At 75.2% G+C, this 12,903-nt stretch carries 14 protein-coding genes and 1 pseudogene; 12 read left to right on the plus strand and 3 right to left on the minus strand.

Annotated elements, in window-relative coordinates:
- Window positions 1–145: 145 nt before the first annotated feature.
- The 10 genes from C4T42_RS28465 to C4T42_RS28510 are packed head-to-tail and all read left to right on the plus strand — an operon-like array spanning window position 146 to window position 8,490.
- A complete protein-coding gene (locus tag C4T42_RS28465) occupies window positions 146–1,177 on the plus strand; it encodes a MoxR family ATPase (RefSeq protein ID WP_024828913.1) in 1,032 nt (343 codons plus the stop codon).
- A complete protein-coding gene (locus C4T42_RS28470) occupies window positions 1,174–2,028 on the plus strand; it encodes a DUF58 domain-containing protein (RefSeq protein WP_053622416.1) in 855 nt (284 codons plus the stop codon). The genes C4T42_RS28465 and C4T42_RS28470 overlap by 4 nt, the downstream gene beginning before the upstream one ends.
- A 2-nt stretch (window positions 2,029–2,030) precedes the next feature.
- Entirely contained in the window at window positions 2,031–2,984 is a 954-nt protein-coding gene (locus tag C4T42_RS28475) for a hypothetical protein (RefSeq protein ID WP_012321125.1), read from the plus strand.
- A 4-nt stretch (window positions 2,985–2,988) separates the two neighbouring features.
- Window positions 2,989–4,059, plus strand: a complete 1,071-nt coding sequence (locus C4T42_RS28480) for a vWA domain-containing protein (RefSeq protein ID WP_103986317.1) — start codon at window positions 2,989–2,991, stop codon at window positions 4,057–4,059.
- Window positions 4,056–4,685, plus strand: coding sequence for a hypothetical protein (locus C4T42_RS28485; RefSeq protein WP_020096035.1), 630 nt, complete (start codon window positions 4,056–4,058; stop codon window positions 4,683–4,685). Before C4T42_RS28480 ends, C4T42_RS28485 begins: the two co-directional genes overlap by 4 nt.
- Window positions 4,682–5,761, plus strand: a complete 1,080-nt coding sequence (locus C4T42_RS28490; protein ID WP_020096036.1) for a vWA domain-containing protein — start codon at window positions 4,682–4,684, stop codon at window positions 5,759–5,761. Before C4T42_RS28485 ends, C4T42_RS28490 begins: the two co-directional genes overlap by 4 nt.
- A gap of 8 nt (window positions 5,762–5,769) precedes the next feature.
- Window positions 5,770–6,318 carry an SRPBCC family protein gene (locus C4T42_RS28495; RefSeq protein ID WP_181049239.1) on the plus strand — a complete coding sequence of 183 codons (549 nt, stop codon included), beginning with the start codon at window positions 5,770–5,772 and terminating at the stop codon, window positions 6,316–6,318.
- 8 nt (window positions 6,319–6,326) lie between these two features.
- Window positions 6,327–7,283 (plus strand): YncE family protein, encoded by a 957-nt coding sequence (locus tag C4T42_RS28500; RefSeq protein WP_020096038.1) that lies wholly within the window; start codon window positions 6,327–6,329, stop codon window positions 7,281–7,283.
- The gene (locus tag C4T42_RS28505) at window positions 7,280–7,801 is read left to right on the plus strand and encodes an MxaH protein (RefSeq protein WP_103986318.1); all 522 of its coding nucleotides are present in this window, start codon (window positions 7,280–7,282) and stop codon (window positions 7,799–7,801) included. The genes C4T42_RS28500 and C4T42_RS28505 overlap by 4 nt, the downstream gene beginning before the upstream one ends.
- On the plus strand, window positions 7,798–8,490 hold the full coding sequence (locus C4T42_RS28510; RefSeq protein WP_020096040.1) for a response regulator transcription factor: 693 nt from the start codon (window positions 7,798–7,800) through the stop codon (window positions 8,488–8,490). The genes C4T42_RS28505 and C4T42_RS28510 overlap by 4 nt, the downstream gene beginning before the upstream one ends.
- Before the next feature lie 26 nt (window positions 8,491–8,516).
- Here the strand turns inward: C4T42_RS28510 and C4T42_RS28515 are convergent, their stop codons facing one another.
- Window positions 8,517–8,951 (minus strand): hypothetical protein, encoded by a 435-nt coding sequence (locus tag C4T42_RS28515; RefSeq protein WP_043713321.1) that lies wholly within the window; start codon window positions 8,949–8,951, stop codon window positions 8,517–8,519.
- A 95-nt stretch (window positions 8,952–9,046) separates the two neighbouring features.
- Here C4T42_RS28515 and C4T42_RS28520 point away from each other — a divergent pair, with 95 nt between their 5' ends.
- Window positions 9,047–9,343 (plus strand): hypothetical protein, encoded by a 297-nt coding sequence (locus tag C4T42_RS28520; RefSeq protein WP_234081578.1) that lies wholly within the window; start codon window positions 9,047–9,049, stop codon window positions 9,341–9,343.
- 39 nt (window positions 9,344–9,382) lie between these two features.
- On the opposite strand, the gene C4T42_RS28525 is transcribed toward C4T42_RS28520, so the two are convergent.
- Window positions 9,383–9,739 (minus strand): VOC family protein, encoded by a 357-nt coding sequence (locus C4T42_RS28525; RefSeq protein WP_103986319.1) that lies wholly within the window; start codon window positions 9,737–9,739, stop codon window positions 9,383–9,385.
- A 246-nt stretch (window positions 9,740–9,985) separates the two neighbouring features.
- Here C4T42_RS28525 and C4T42_RS28530 point away from each other — a divergent pair, with 246 nt between their 5' ends.
- Window positions 9,986–12,097 carry an EAL domain-containing protein gene (locus tag C4T42_RS28530; protein WP_020096044.1) on the plus strand — a complete coding sequence of 704 codons (2,112 nt, stop codon included), beginning with the start codon at window positions 9,986–9,988 and terminating at the stop codon, window positions 12,095–12,097.
- Between the two features lie 530 nt (window positions 12,098–12,627).
- Here the strand turns inward: C4T42_RS28530 and C4T42_RS28535 are convergent.
- Window positions 12,628–12,903 (minus strand): annotated as a pseudogene (locus C4T42_RS28535) (porin family protein); the annotation flags it as partial.

The raw sequence follows: 12,903 nt of genomic DNA on the forward strand, positions 1-12,903 counted from the left end.
GCCGCCGGTCCGACCGGCCCGGGGCCGGCCCGCGCCGCGGCGCCGGCCCGCAGCGACGCTCGGCACCGCGCGCCGCACCGACACGCCGCACCGTTACCCGGCGCCGCCGCTCCGGCGCCCCGCCCGACACCGCAGGCACCGCCTCATGAACACCCTCCGTCCCGGAGACACGATGCTCACCGACTGGCGGGCGGCGGCGGCCCGCTTCGAGGCGGAGGTCGCCAAGGCGGTTGTCGGGCAGGAGCGGGCGATCCGCCTCGCGACGATCGCGATCTTCGCCCGCGGCCACGTGATGCTCGAGGGCGATGTCGGCGTCGGCAAGACCACCCTGCTGCGGGCGGTGGCCCGGGCGCTGGGCGGCGCCTACGAGCGCGTCGAGGGCACGGTCGACATGATGCCGACCGACCTGATCTACCACACCTATCTCGGCCCCGACGGCCGGCCGCGAGTCGATCCCGGCCCGGTCCTGGCCCGGGCCGAGGATCTCTCGGTGTTCTTCTTCAACGAGATCAACCGGGCGCGGCCGCAGGTGCACGCCCTGCTGCTCCGGCTGATGGCCGAGCGCAGCGTCCAGGCCTTCGGCCGCACCTACACGTTCCCGAACCTGCAGGTCTTCGCCGACCGCAACCGCGTCGAGCGCGAGGAGACCTTCGAGCTCCCGGCCGCGGCCCGCGACCGCTTCCTGATGGAGATCGGGCTGGAGGCGCCCCGGGACGCGGCGGTGCGCCGGAGCCTGGTCTTCGACCCGCGCTTCCACGACACCGACGCCCTCGTCGGCGCGGTCGCGGAGGGCGTGCTCGACCACGCCCGGATCGGCGGCATCGCGGCCGCGATCCAGCACGCCGTCCGCGCGGAGCCGTCGATCGAGGCCTACGTGGTGGCCCTCTGGGACGCGCTGGTCCGCCCCGCGGAGGCCGGGATCCGGCTCCCGGGCCTCGACACCGCCACCCTCGTGCAGGGGGGCGCCTCGCCGCGCGGCGTCGCCTTCCTGGTGCGGGCCGCCCGGGTGCGGGCGTGGCTGGAGGGCCGCGACTGGCTGGTGCCGGAGGATGTGCGGGCGGTCTTCACCGAGGTGATGGCCCACCGGGTCTTCCTCGAGCCCGTCCACGAATTGCAGCGCGGCGCGATCGTGCCGGCCCTGTGCCGGGCCGCGTTCGAGACGGTGCCGGCGCCGTGAGCGACCCGCGCACGGCCGACATCGTCTACCTGCCGCGCTGGCGGCCGCGCGGCAGCCGGGCCGGTCTCCACCGGGGGCGCGACGCCGGCGGCGCCGGCCCGTTCCGCGATCAGGTGCCGTTCCTGCAGCTGCCGGATGCGCGCCGCATCGACCTGCGCGCGACGCTGCGCGACCCGTTCGAGGGCGTGCATGTCCGCCGCTTCGAGGCGCGGACCGCGGTCGAGACCTGGGTCCTGGTCGATCTCTCGGCCTCGATGGGCTTCCGCGGCACGGCCGACCGGGCGCGCCTCACGGGCGATCTCTGCCGGGCGCTGGCCGTCTCGGCGACCCGGATCAGCGACGGGTTCGGCCTGATCGGCTGCGACGAGACCCTGCGCGACGACCTCACCCTGCCCGCCACCCGCCACCGGGGCGCGGCCGTGGCCGCCGCCGAGCGGGTCGCGGGCGCGGAGCGGGCGGGGCGCGGCTGCGCCGGCATGCTCGAGGCCGCGCGGCGGCTCGCCGGGCGGCCGAAGCTCGTCTTCCTCGCCTCCGACTTCCGCTGGCCGGAGAGCCTGATCGCCCGGGTCTTCGCCGCCCTGGCGCCGCACGACACGGTGCCGATCCTGCTCGCCGACCCCGCCGAGGCGGAGGCGCTGCCGGCCTTCGGCCTCGTCGAACTCGACGATCTCGAGGGCGGCGGCCGCCGCGTGGTCCTGCTGCGCCCGAGCCTGCGCCGGGCCTGGATCGCCCGGGAGCGGGACCGGATCGCCGCCCTGGAGCGCGCCGCCGCGCCCTTCGCGCGCCGGGTCTTCCGGCTCGCCGGGCGCTTCGACGCCCAGGCGCTCACCCGCCACCTGATGACGACCTGAGCATGGGCGCGCGCGGTCCCGCCCTCCTGCTGGCCGGCCTCCTCGCGGGCGTCCTGGCCGCGCCCCTCGCCCTGACGGCCGGCACGGCCGCCGCGCAGGTGCGCTCCGTCGAGGTGCGCAGCAAGCGGCCCTTCGGGATCTTCCTGGGCGACCTGGTCGAGGCGCAGGTGGAGATCCTGGCCGATCCCGACTTCCGGCTGCAGCGCGCGACGCTGCCGCGGCCCGGTCCGGTGACCTACTGGCTCGACCTGCGCGCCGTGGCGGTCGACGAGGCCCCGGTGGCCGGCGCCCGTCGGGTGCGCCTGCGCCTGACCTACCAGAGCTTCTACGCCGCCCTCGACGCCCGCACCCTGGAGGTGCCGGGCTTTCCCCTGACGCTGGCGAGCGAGGCGGCGACCGGCCTCACCACGGCCGCCGTCCAGGTGCCGGGCTGGAGCCTCGGCGTCTCGCCCCTGCGCGAGGTGCAGCCGCAGCGGCGCGAGGATCCGGCCGAGTACCTGCGCCCGGACGGAAGCGGCGGGCGGATCGATCCGGCACCGGACGTCGCGGCGGCGGCCGGCCTCGGCGCCCTCGCCGGCCTCGCGGCGCTGGCGCTGGCGCACGACCGCGCCTGGGGGCCGTTCCGGCAGCGGCCGGGCCGCCCCTTCGCGGCGGCGCTGCGCGCGCTCCGGCGGCAGGCGGGGGGCGAGCCCGATCAGGCCTACCGGGCGGCGCTGCTGGCCCTGCACCGGGGCCTCGACGAGACCGACGGAAGGCGGGTGCTGGCCGACGATCTCGGCGCCTTCCTGGCGCGGCACGGGGCCTTCCGGGGCCGGGCGGCGGAGCTCGCGCGCTTCTTCGAGGCCTCGCGCCTCGCCTTCTTCGGCGGCCAGCTGCCGGCCGCGCGCGCGGCCTGGCCGCTGTCCGAGGCCGAGGCGCTCCTGGCGCGCCTCGCGGCGGCGGAGCGGAGCGCGTGAGGCCGTGACCGATCTCCTCCCCCGCCTCGGCGCGACCGATCCCTGGGTCCTGTGGCTGCTGCCGCTGGCGCTGCTGCCGCTGGCCCGCTCGGCCCTGCGCCGGACGTCCGTGCCGGCGGTCGCCGCCGCGCCGGCAGACCCCCTCTCGGCTTGGCTCGGCCGCACGCTGACGCTCGCCGGCATCCTGGCCGTCGCCGGCCTCATCGCGGCCCTGGCGGGCCCCTACCGGACGGGCGCGCGGATCGAGCGCCTCGGCATCGGCGCGCAGGTCTCGCTGCTGATCGACCGCTCGGGGAGCATGAACGAGACCTTCGCGGGCCGGCAGCCCTCCGGCGCCGAGGAGTCGAAGGCCGCGGCCTCCCGGCGCCTCCTCGCCGATTTCGTCGGCGCGCGGGCGCACGACCTGTTCGCCGTGACGGCCTTCTCCACCGCGCCGATGCTGGTCATGCCGATGACCGACCGCCACGACGCCGTGCGGGCGGCGATCGCCGCCATCGACCGGCCCGGCCTCGACTACACCAATATCGGCCGGGGCCTCGGCATGGCCCTGTCGCAGTTCGGAATCGATGTCGGCGCCTCGCGGGTGCTCCTGCTGGTCTCCGACGGCGCCGCGGTGATCGACCCGCGCGTCCAGGACCAGCTGCGCGCCGCCGTCGCGCGGATCCGGCCGAACCTGTACTGGCTGTTCCTGCGCACCCAGGGATCGCCCGGCATCGCCGACCGGCCGGCCGGCGAGGACACGCCCCAGGCCGCGCCGGAGCGCCATCTCGACCTGTTCTTCAAGAGCCTCGGCGTGCCCTACCGCGCCTTCGAGGCCGAGGGCGCCGAGGCGGTGGCCGCCGCCATCCGGCAGATCGAGGCCCTGGAGCGGGACCCGATCCCCTACGTCGAGGAGCGCCCGCGCCGGGACCTGACCGGGCTCGCCGCCGCGCTCGCTGCCCTGGGCCTCGCGCTGCTGGTCCTGGCCAAGCTCGCGGAGGTGGACCTCGCGGCGGCACCGGCGGATGCGGAGACTGCGACGGAGGCCGCGACCAAGACCGAGACCGCGGGCGCGGCGGCGCGGAGGGCGGCATGAGCGCCGGCGCCCTCCTCGACGGCCCGGCCCCGCGCCGCACCGCCCGCCCCCGCCTCGGCTTGGCCGCGGCGTGGCGCCGGGTCCGGCCGGCCCTGCTGGTCGCGCTGCCGCTGGTCCTCGCGGCCGCCGCCCTGTGGTTCGCCGTCTCGGGCTGGAGCGCCGCGCGCGACGACGACCGGATCGCCGCCCTGGAGGCGGGCCGCGACCGGCCGGTCAAGCCGGATGCGCGGCCCGCCCTCCTGGCGGCGCGGATCGGCTTCCTCGCCGCCCGGGACCGTCTCGGCGAGACCGAGCCCCTCCTCGACGCCCTCGACCGCGCCGGCGCGGTGCGGGAGGCGGCCCGGGCGCGGTACGTCATCGGCAACGCGCGGATGCGGCAGGCCTTCGCGCTGATCGGCCGCGGCGACCTCGACAAGGCCGCGCCCCAGGTGACGCTGGCGCGGCAGGATTACCGCCGCGCCCTCCAGGCCCGGCCCGAGTTCTGGGACGCCAAGTACAACCTCGACGTCGCCTCGCGCCTCGTGCGCGACTACCCGGAATTCGACCGCAAGACCGGGGACGAGCTCCGCGCCGAGCCGAAGAAGATCTGGACCGACATCCCCGGCCAGCCGCGGGGCGGCCCGTGAGCCCGCGGCGCGTCCTTCCCCCCGGGCTGCCCTCGGTCCTGCCCCCTCTTGTCGCCCGCAACCTGCGCGACGGGCGGTTCCGCGCCCTGGCGGCCGCCCTCGCGCTGGCGCTGGCGGCCCTGGTCGCCCCGCCGATCCCGGTCACCCGCACCGGCGTGTCGGTGCTGGCGGTGGTCGACATCACCGGCAGCATGGCGGTGCGCGACTATCCCGCCGCCGGCGGGTCGGTGAGCCGGCTCGAGACCGTCAAGGCGGCGCTGCGGGCGACGCTGCCCGACCTCCCCTGCGGCTCGCGGGTGGCGCTCGGCCTGTTCACCGACCGGCGGCCGTTCCTGCTGTTCACGCCGGTCGAGGTCTGCGCCGACTTCGCGCCGCTGGACGGCGCCATCGCGGCCCTCGACCCGCGCATGGCCTGGGAGGGGGACAGCCGCATCGCGGCGGGCCTGTTCCGGTCGATCGCCATGGCGGGGGAGATCGACGCCGACCTCCTGTTCCTCACCGACGGCCAGGAGACGCCGCCGCTGCCCGCCTCCGGCGGCCCGACCTTCGACGGCAGGCCCGGCGCGGTGCGCGGGCTGATCGTCGGCGCGGGCGGCTACGGCCTGTCGCCGATCCCGCGCTTCGACGATCGCGGGCGCGAGACGGGTTTCCTCGGCGAGAGCGACGTCCAGCAGGAGAACCGCTCCGGGCCGCCCCCGGCGGACGCGGAATCCCGCGAGGGCTACAACCCGCGCAACGCCCCCTTCGGGGCCCAGGCCGCCCACGGCACCGAGCACCTCTCGTCGGTCCGCGAGCCCTACCTGAAGCGCCTCGCCGCCGAGACCGGCCTCGGCTACGTCCATCTCGACGGCCCGGGCGGTCTCGCCGCCCCTCTGCGCGCCGCGGCGACGCCGCGCCCGCTGCCCGGCCGCCTCGACCCGCGGCCCGCCCTCCTGGCGGCGGCCCTGGCTCTGACGCTCCTGGCCCTCCTGGCGGGGCCCCTCGCCCGCGCCCTTCGCGCGCTCCGCGGGCGCGCGGGCCACTCTGCTCCAACCCCTGCTCCAACCCCTGCTCCAACCGGAGCGATCAGGACCTGACCATGCGGATGCCCCTCGCCCTCTTTCCGGCCCTCGCCGCGGCCCTCGCCGTCGTCGGCCTCGCCGGCGCGGCGCTGGCCCACGGGCCGACGCCGCAGAAGATCGACCAGTCGATCACCATCCAGGCGCCCCCGGAGGCGGTCTGGAAGGTGGTGGGCGATTTCGGCGGCATCGGGCGCTGGCACCCGGACGTGGCCAAGGCCGAGGCCAGTGGCGGCAACGTCGAGGGTACGACCCGCCGGGTGACCCTCAAGGCCGGCGGCACCCTGGTCGAGGGGCTGGACGAGTGGCTGGCCGACGGCCGGACCTACTCGTACCGGATGTCCGACCCGGACCTGAAGGCGCTCCCCGTCTCCTCCTACTCGGCGACGCTCACCGTGACCCCGGACGGGACCGGCTCCAAGGTGTCGTGGATCGGCCGCTTCTACCGGGGCGACACCGGCAACGAGCCGCCGGAGACTCTCAGCGACGAGGCCGGGCGCACGGCGATGAACCGCTACTTCGCGGACGGGCTCAAGGGCCTGAAGGCGGCCGTCGAGGGCCGGACGACCCATTGAGGCCCCGCATGCGCCACCTGTGGCTGATCGCGACGCTTGCGGTCGCGGTCGCGGTCGCGGCCGGGACCGGCGCTGGGACCAGTGACGCGTCCGCGGCCGGCGACCCGGTCTGGGTCGTCAGCCAGCAGGGGGCCGAGCTGGCGCGGATCGAGGCCGGGAAAGTGGCCGGGCGGATCCCGCTCGGACCGGCGCCGGTGGCGGCGGCGACCGACCGGGCCGGCCGCCTCTATCTGACCCACCCGGACGGGCGCGCCGTCACCGTCGTCGCGCCCGGCGCGCCGCCCCGCCGCCTGCCCGTCCCCGGCCAGGCCTTCGGCCTCGCGGCGAGCCCGGACGGGGCGCGCCTGTACGTCGGCGACTGGTCGGGCGACCGCGTCCTGCGGATCTCCGCGGCGACCGGCGCCGTCGAGGGCGCCGCGGCGGTGGGCCGCGACCCGGCCCATCTCGTCCTCGACCGGCGCGGGCGGCTCTACGTCGCCGACCGCGAGAGCCGTCAGGTCAGCGTGATCGACACCGGGACGATGGCCCGCGTGGCCGTGGTCCCGACCGGCGAAGCGCCCTTCGCCCTGGCGCTCGCACCGGACGAGGCGAGCCTCTACGTCGCCAACGTGCGCAGCGGCGACCTCACGGTGATCGACACGGCGACGCTGCGGGCCCGCGCCACGGTTCCGGCCGGCCGGATGCCCTACGGCGTGGCGGTTACCGGGGACGGCAGCCGCATCCTGGTCACCAACCAGCACGCCGCCGCCGTGACGGTGATCGACGCGGCCCGGCTCGAGATCGTCGCCACCGTGGCGGTGGGCCCCTATCCCGAGGGCATCGCGGTGGCCGGTCCGCTTGCCTACGTGGCGAACTGGTTCTCGGACGACGTCTCGGTGATCGATCTCGCCACGTGGCGCGAGACGGCGCGCATCAAGGTGGCGGAGGGCCCGCGCACGGTCCTGGCGGGGGAGCCCGCGCGATGAGACGGGCCGGCCGCATCGGGATCGCGTCCGGGCTGGTCCTGCTGGTCCTCGGCGCCTGCGACCGCGGGGCGGACGAGCGCGCCGACGAGGCCGGCGCGGTGGTGGCCACCACCGCCGAGGGCACCCTGCCGGCCTGGCTCGCGCCGACCGACGGGACCGACCCGGCCCGCTGGCTCGCGGGCCGCGAGGCCGGCAAGGCCCTGCCGGCCGACGATCCCCGCGTGCGCGCGATGGCGACGGCGCTGGCCGGAGCCCGCGACGGCTTCATCGAGGACCCGCGCATGATCGCCAACCGCACCGTCCAGCTCGGCCAGATGCTGGCCGAGGCCGGCATCGGCGAGGGCTACGGCGCGATCCTCGACGGTCTCGGCGGCATCGCGGCGGGGCGCGGCCGCCGCAAGAGCCTCTACGGCGAGATGTGCCAGCACTACTACAACGCCCGGATGCAGGGGGCCGACCACGCGGCCGCGCTGGCGCGCCTCGCCGGCCCGCACCCGGTCGGCGAGGGGACGCCGTGAGCGCCGCCCGGGCCTCGGCCGACCGTCCGGCGGGGCGGGACGGCCCGCGGGTTCTCGACGCGGTGCTGATCGTCGACGACCACCCGGTCGTGCGGCGCGGCTTCCGCCATCTCGCCGAGGATGCCGGCGTCCGGGCGGTCCACGAGGCCGCGGACGTGGTGTCGGGCTACCGCACCTTCCACCGCCACCGGCCCGGGCTGGTGGTGACCGACCTGGGCTTCCGCGACCAGGGGCTGTCGGGCCTGTCGCTGATCCGCCGGGTGCGGGCCCTCGAGCCGGCGACCCGGATCCTCGCCTTCAGCATGCACGACGATCCGGTGATCGTCGCCCGGGCCATCGAGGGCGGGGCCCACGGCTTCGTCCTGAAGGACACGGCGGTGACGCGCTTCCACGAGGCGCTGGCGACCGTGTCGGCCGGGCACAGCTACCTGCCGCACGAGGTCGCGACCAAGATCGCGATGCTGAATGCCGGGCTCCTGGAATCGCCCCTCGCGCGCCTGACCGCGCGGGAGGTTCAGGTGCTGTCGCTGCTGGGGGCGGGCAAGTCCAACGAGGCGATCGCCGACAGCCTGTCGATGAGCCACCGGAGCGTGTCGGCCGTCGTCTCGGGCATGAAGCAGAAGCTCGGCGCCGGCAGCCTAGCCGACCTCCTGCGCATCGCCCTGTCGCGGGACGGGCGCCCGGTGTGACGACGACCGCCGTCAGCGGGCCGGGGCTACCGCGGCACGATCAGGCCGGGAACGATCGATCCCTGCGGCCCGAACGTCGCCTCGGCCTTCCGGCAATTGGCCGCGACGTCCTTCTGGTAGGCCGCGATGTAGCGGGTCGCGGTCAGGTGCAGGTCGCCGGTCTCCAGGCTCGCCGCGTCGACGCCCAGGGCCTCGACGGTCTGCTTGAGGCGCGCCGGATCGCTGCGCAGGCCGGGGCATTCGAGGTTCACGAAACCGGCGAGCCCCGCGAGCTTCGCCGCCTGATTGCGCCGCGGATCGGCGGACGCCGGGTCCTGCGCCTGCATCGGGGGCTGTCCCTGGGGCTGGATCGGGTGTTGCGGGATGGGCTGTGCGGGGGGCTGCGCCTGAGCATGGGCCTGGGCCGTCAGAAGACCCAGGAGGCCGGCCGAGATCGGGCCGGAAAGACGGATCGCGCGCATCGCTTCTCCCATCCAGTCGCAGGAGCAGCGCGTCCGTCGACCGTCACCGCTGCGAAGAGTCGCGCAGTTCTATGCCGCTGGATCGGAGATTTACAATGCAGACCAAGCTTATAATCGTCTTAGTGACTCTGGCCTGCGCGACTTTGCCGGCGAAGGCCGCCCGCCTGACCGTGGACGACAAGGCCTCGCTGTGGCCGCGGGCGAGCGCGACCGACAAGATCGATTTCTCGACCCGGATGGGCCGGGCCTTCCACACGCTGTCGCCCAAGCTGGACGCGGCGTACTTCATGCGCTGTCTGGAGGAGACCGCCAATATCGGGGACACCAAGGACCTGCGGCTCGAGGAGATGGTGCGGACCTGCATCTCCCTGGTCCGGGACGAGGCCGAGTGAGCGGCCGGCCCGGCCTCACGGAGGGCCTCGCGCGCGGCCTCACGCCAGATGGGCGACGATGTTGACCAGCCGGTCGAACGGGTCGCGGACGTAGAACCGCTCCACGCCCCAGGGCTCACGGGCCGGGCCGTACAGCACGGGCAGGCCCGCCCGCCTCACGCGGGCGAGGACCTCCGCCAGGTCGTCGACCTCGACCGAGATGTCGGGAACCGGCGTGCCCGAGCCGCCCGCGCTGGCCACGCTGATCTGCGGCGTCGCCGACATCCCGGGGGCCGCGAAGGTCAGGATCCAGCCGTGATCCATGACCACTTCCAGGCCGAGCACCTCCACGTAGAAGGACCGCGCCGCCTCGACCTGCGTGGTCCGGATGTTGGTGACGATCCGCTTCACGGCCATGGCCCGGTCCCCGCTGCGCGCCGCCTATCAGAGGGCTCCGCGGGCGGCCCGGCAAGGCCCGGGACGGCGCCTCGGGAATCCGCGCCCCGGCCTCGTCGCGGTCCGCCGCCCGGAAGTGCACGCAGCGATTGAAAGCGGGCCTCCGGAAAGAATCCGGAAAGCTCCCCGATGGTACCGTCCGCGCCGGTGGGACCTCGCACCGTCCAGCAGAATGTTCGCCCAGGCGGACGATTGGGATCCCCGGGTATGAACAGTGGGACGGTCGCGCTGCGGGAGAAGGCGAAGCTCCTCGACACCGTTCTCGACACGATGGATCAGGGGCTGATGATGATCGACGCCGCCGGCGTCGTTCAGGTCTGTAATGCCCGCGCCCTCGCGCTGCTCGACCTGCCGCCGGACCTGATGCGGTCCCGCCCGACCTTCGAGGCGGTGCGGCAATACCAGATCGCGCGGGGCGAGTTCGGGAAGGCGAGCGAGACCCTGCAGCGCTGGGTGGCCGCGGGCGGCCTGGAGTGCCGCGCCCACACCTACGAGCGCGAGCGCCCCGACGGCACCGTGCTGGAGATCCGCACCGTGCCGCTGCCCGACGGCGGTGCGGTGCGGACCTTCACGGACATCACCGCGCGCAAGCGGGCGGAGGAGACGCTGCAGGTCAGCGAGACCCGCCTCGCCCTGGCGCAGGATGCGGGCAGCGACGGGCTCTGGGACTGCGATCTCACGACCGGGGAGGCGTGGTCCTCCGACCGCTGGTGGGGGGTCCTGGGCTACGAGCCCGGCGAACTGGCGAGCCACGCGCGGACGTGGCGGGCCCTGCTCCACCCGGAGGATGCGGGCGCGGCCGAGCGGGCCCTGATCGAGCACCTGAGCGGGCGGGCGCCGACCTACATGTCCGAGCATCGCATGCGCCGCAAAGACGGCTCCTGGGCCTGGATGATGACGCGCGGCAAGGTGGTGGCGCGCGCCGCCGACGGCCGCGCGGTGCGCTTCATCGGCACCCAGATCGACATCAGCGCCCGCAAGGCCGCCGAGGGGCAGGTCGCCCACATGGCGCGCCACGACGGCCTCACCGACCTGCCCAACCGCGCCCTGTTCTACGAGCGGCTCGAGATCCGGCTCGCCGACCTGCATCTGAACGGCGGCACCTGCGCGGTGCTGTGCCTCGACCTCGACCGCTTCAAGGCCGTCAACGACAGCCTCGGCCACGCGGCCGGGGACTTCCTGCTCCGGGCGGTGGCCCATCGCATCCGCGCGGTGCTGCGGGCCGACGACATGGTGGCGCGCTTCAGCGGCGACGAGTTCGCCGTGCTGGTTGCCGATGCGGACGACCCCACCCGCGCGGAGGCCCTGGCGGCGCGCCTGATCGCGGCCGTCCAGGCGCCGATCCCCTTCGGCAAGCGGCGGCTGAAGGTGGGCCTGAGCGTCGGCATCGCCCGGGCACCCGGCCACGGCTTCGACAGCGAGACGCTGGTCCGCCGCGCCGACCTCGCCCTGTACCGGGCGAAGACCGAGGGGCGGAACACCCACCGGGTGTTCGAGCCCGCGATGGACGCGGCCGAGGCGGCCCGGCGCGATCTGGAGCGCGACCTGCGCCAGGCGATCGAGGGCGACGAGCTCATCCTGCACTATCAACCGCAGGTGAGCACCGCCACCGGCCGGCTTCTCGGGTTCGAGGCGCTCGTGCGCTGGGAGCATCCGACCCGCGGCCTCGTGCCGCCGAACGCCTTCATCCCCCTGGCGGAGGAGAGCGGGCTGATCCTGCCGCTCGGCGAGTGGGTGCTCCGGGCCGCCTGCCGCGAGGCGGCCCGCTGGGCGCACCCGCTGAAGGTGGCGGTGAACCTGTCGCCGCGCCAGTTCCAGCAGGCGGATCTGCCCGAGCGCGTGCTGGCCATCCTGACCGAGACGGGCCTCGCGCCGACGCGGCTCGAACTCGAGATCACCGAGACCCTGATCATCAACGACATGGCGCGGGCGCTCGGCATCCTGCGCCGGCTGAAGGCCTTCGGCGTGTCCATCGCGATGGACGATTTCGGCACCGGCTACTCGTCCCTCGCGACGCTGCAGGCCTTCCCCTTCGACAAGATCAAGATCGACCGGTCCTTCGTGGGCCATGTCGAGGTCAGCCCGCAGGCGGCGGTGATCGTGCGGGCGGTTCTGGGGCTCGGCCGCAGCCTCGGGATGAGCGTCGTGGCGGAGGGCGTCGAGACGGAGGCGCAGATGCGCTTCCTGGCCGCGGAGGCCTGCGACGAGGTCCAGGGCTACCTGATCAGCAGTCCGCAGCCGATCGAGCGGTTCGCCGCGCAGATCGACGCGTCCGAAACGTTCGTGCCACCCGGCCGCCCCGACTCGGCCGTCGCCTGAGGCGCGCCGCGACGCCCCGGCGACGGCCCGGACGCCCGAACGCTCGTCGCGGTACCGGTGCGGAGCGCCGAGCGGCGGCCCTGCCGCCGGCCTCTGTGGCACGGCCGCGACACCCGCCGACGACCGCCTGTGGATGACGCGACCTGCCCCCGATCCGTCAAGGTTCGGATGCCAGCGTGACCGCGCACCTCCGATCCGGCTCCCTCAGCTCCGCCATCCCATGTTCGCCCAGCCCCACGCCCTCATCCTCCGCCATCGCGAGCGCGTCGCCGTGCTCATCTCCTCAGCGCTGTTCCTGGCGGGCGCCCTGCCGCTCTTCTGGGCGATCGGCTGAGGCTCGATCCCGGGCCGGCCGCATCGTCGGCCGGCCGTCGAGCTTCCGCGCCGCCGCGCTCGCGAGGACGGCGGGCCGCGTTCGGCCCGCCCGAACGGCGAAGGGGCCGCCTCCTGTGGGAAGCGGCCCCTTCGCGTGTCGGGTCGGGTGCGACGGTCGGGATGCGAGCGTCGCACCCGACCGTCGCTGGTCGGTCTCAGTAGGAGCCGAACTTGTAGTTCAGGCCGGCGCGGACGACGGCGAACTCGTCGGAGCGGCGGCCGATGCCGCTGTAGACGACCGGGAAGTTGTTGGCGGCGTTGATGACGAACGCGCCCTGGTTGCGGGTGTTGCGGTCGAGGTTGACGTACAGGCCTTCGACCTTGAGCGTCACGGCCGAGGAGCGGAAGAAGTTCAGGAACGAGTCGGTGGGCAGGGCGTACTCGATGCCGCCGCCGACGGCCCAGCCGGTGCGGAAGCTGTCGTTGCCGGC

It is taken from the genome of Methylobacterium sp. 190mf, assembly GCF_900107945.1.
Classification (GTDB): domain Bacteria; phylum Pseudomonadota; class Alphaproteobacteria; order Rhizobiales; family Beijerinckiaceae; genus Methylobacterium.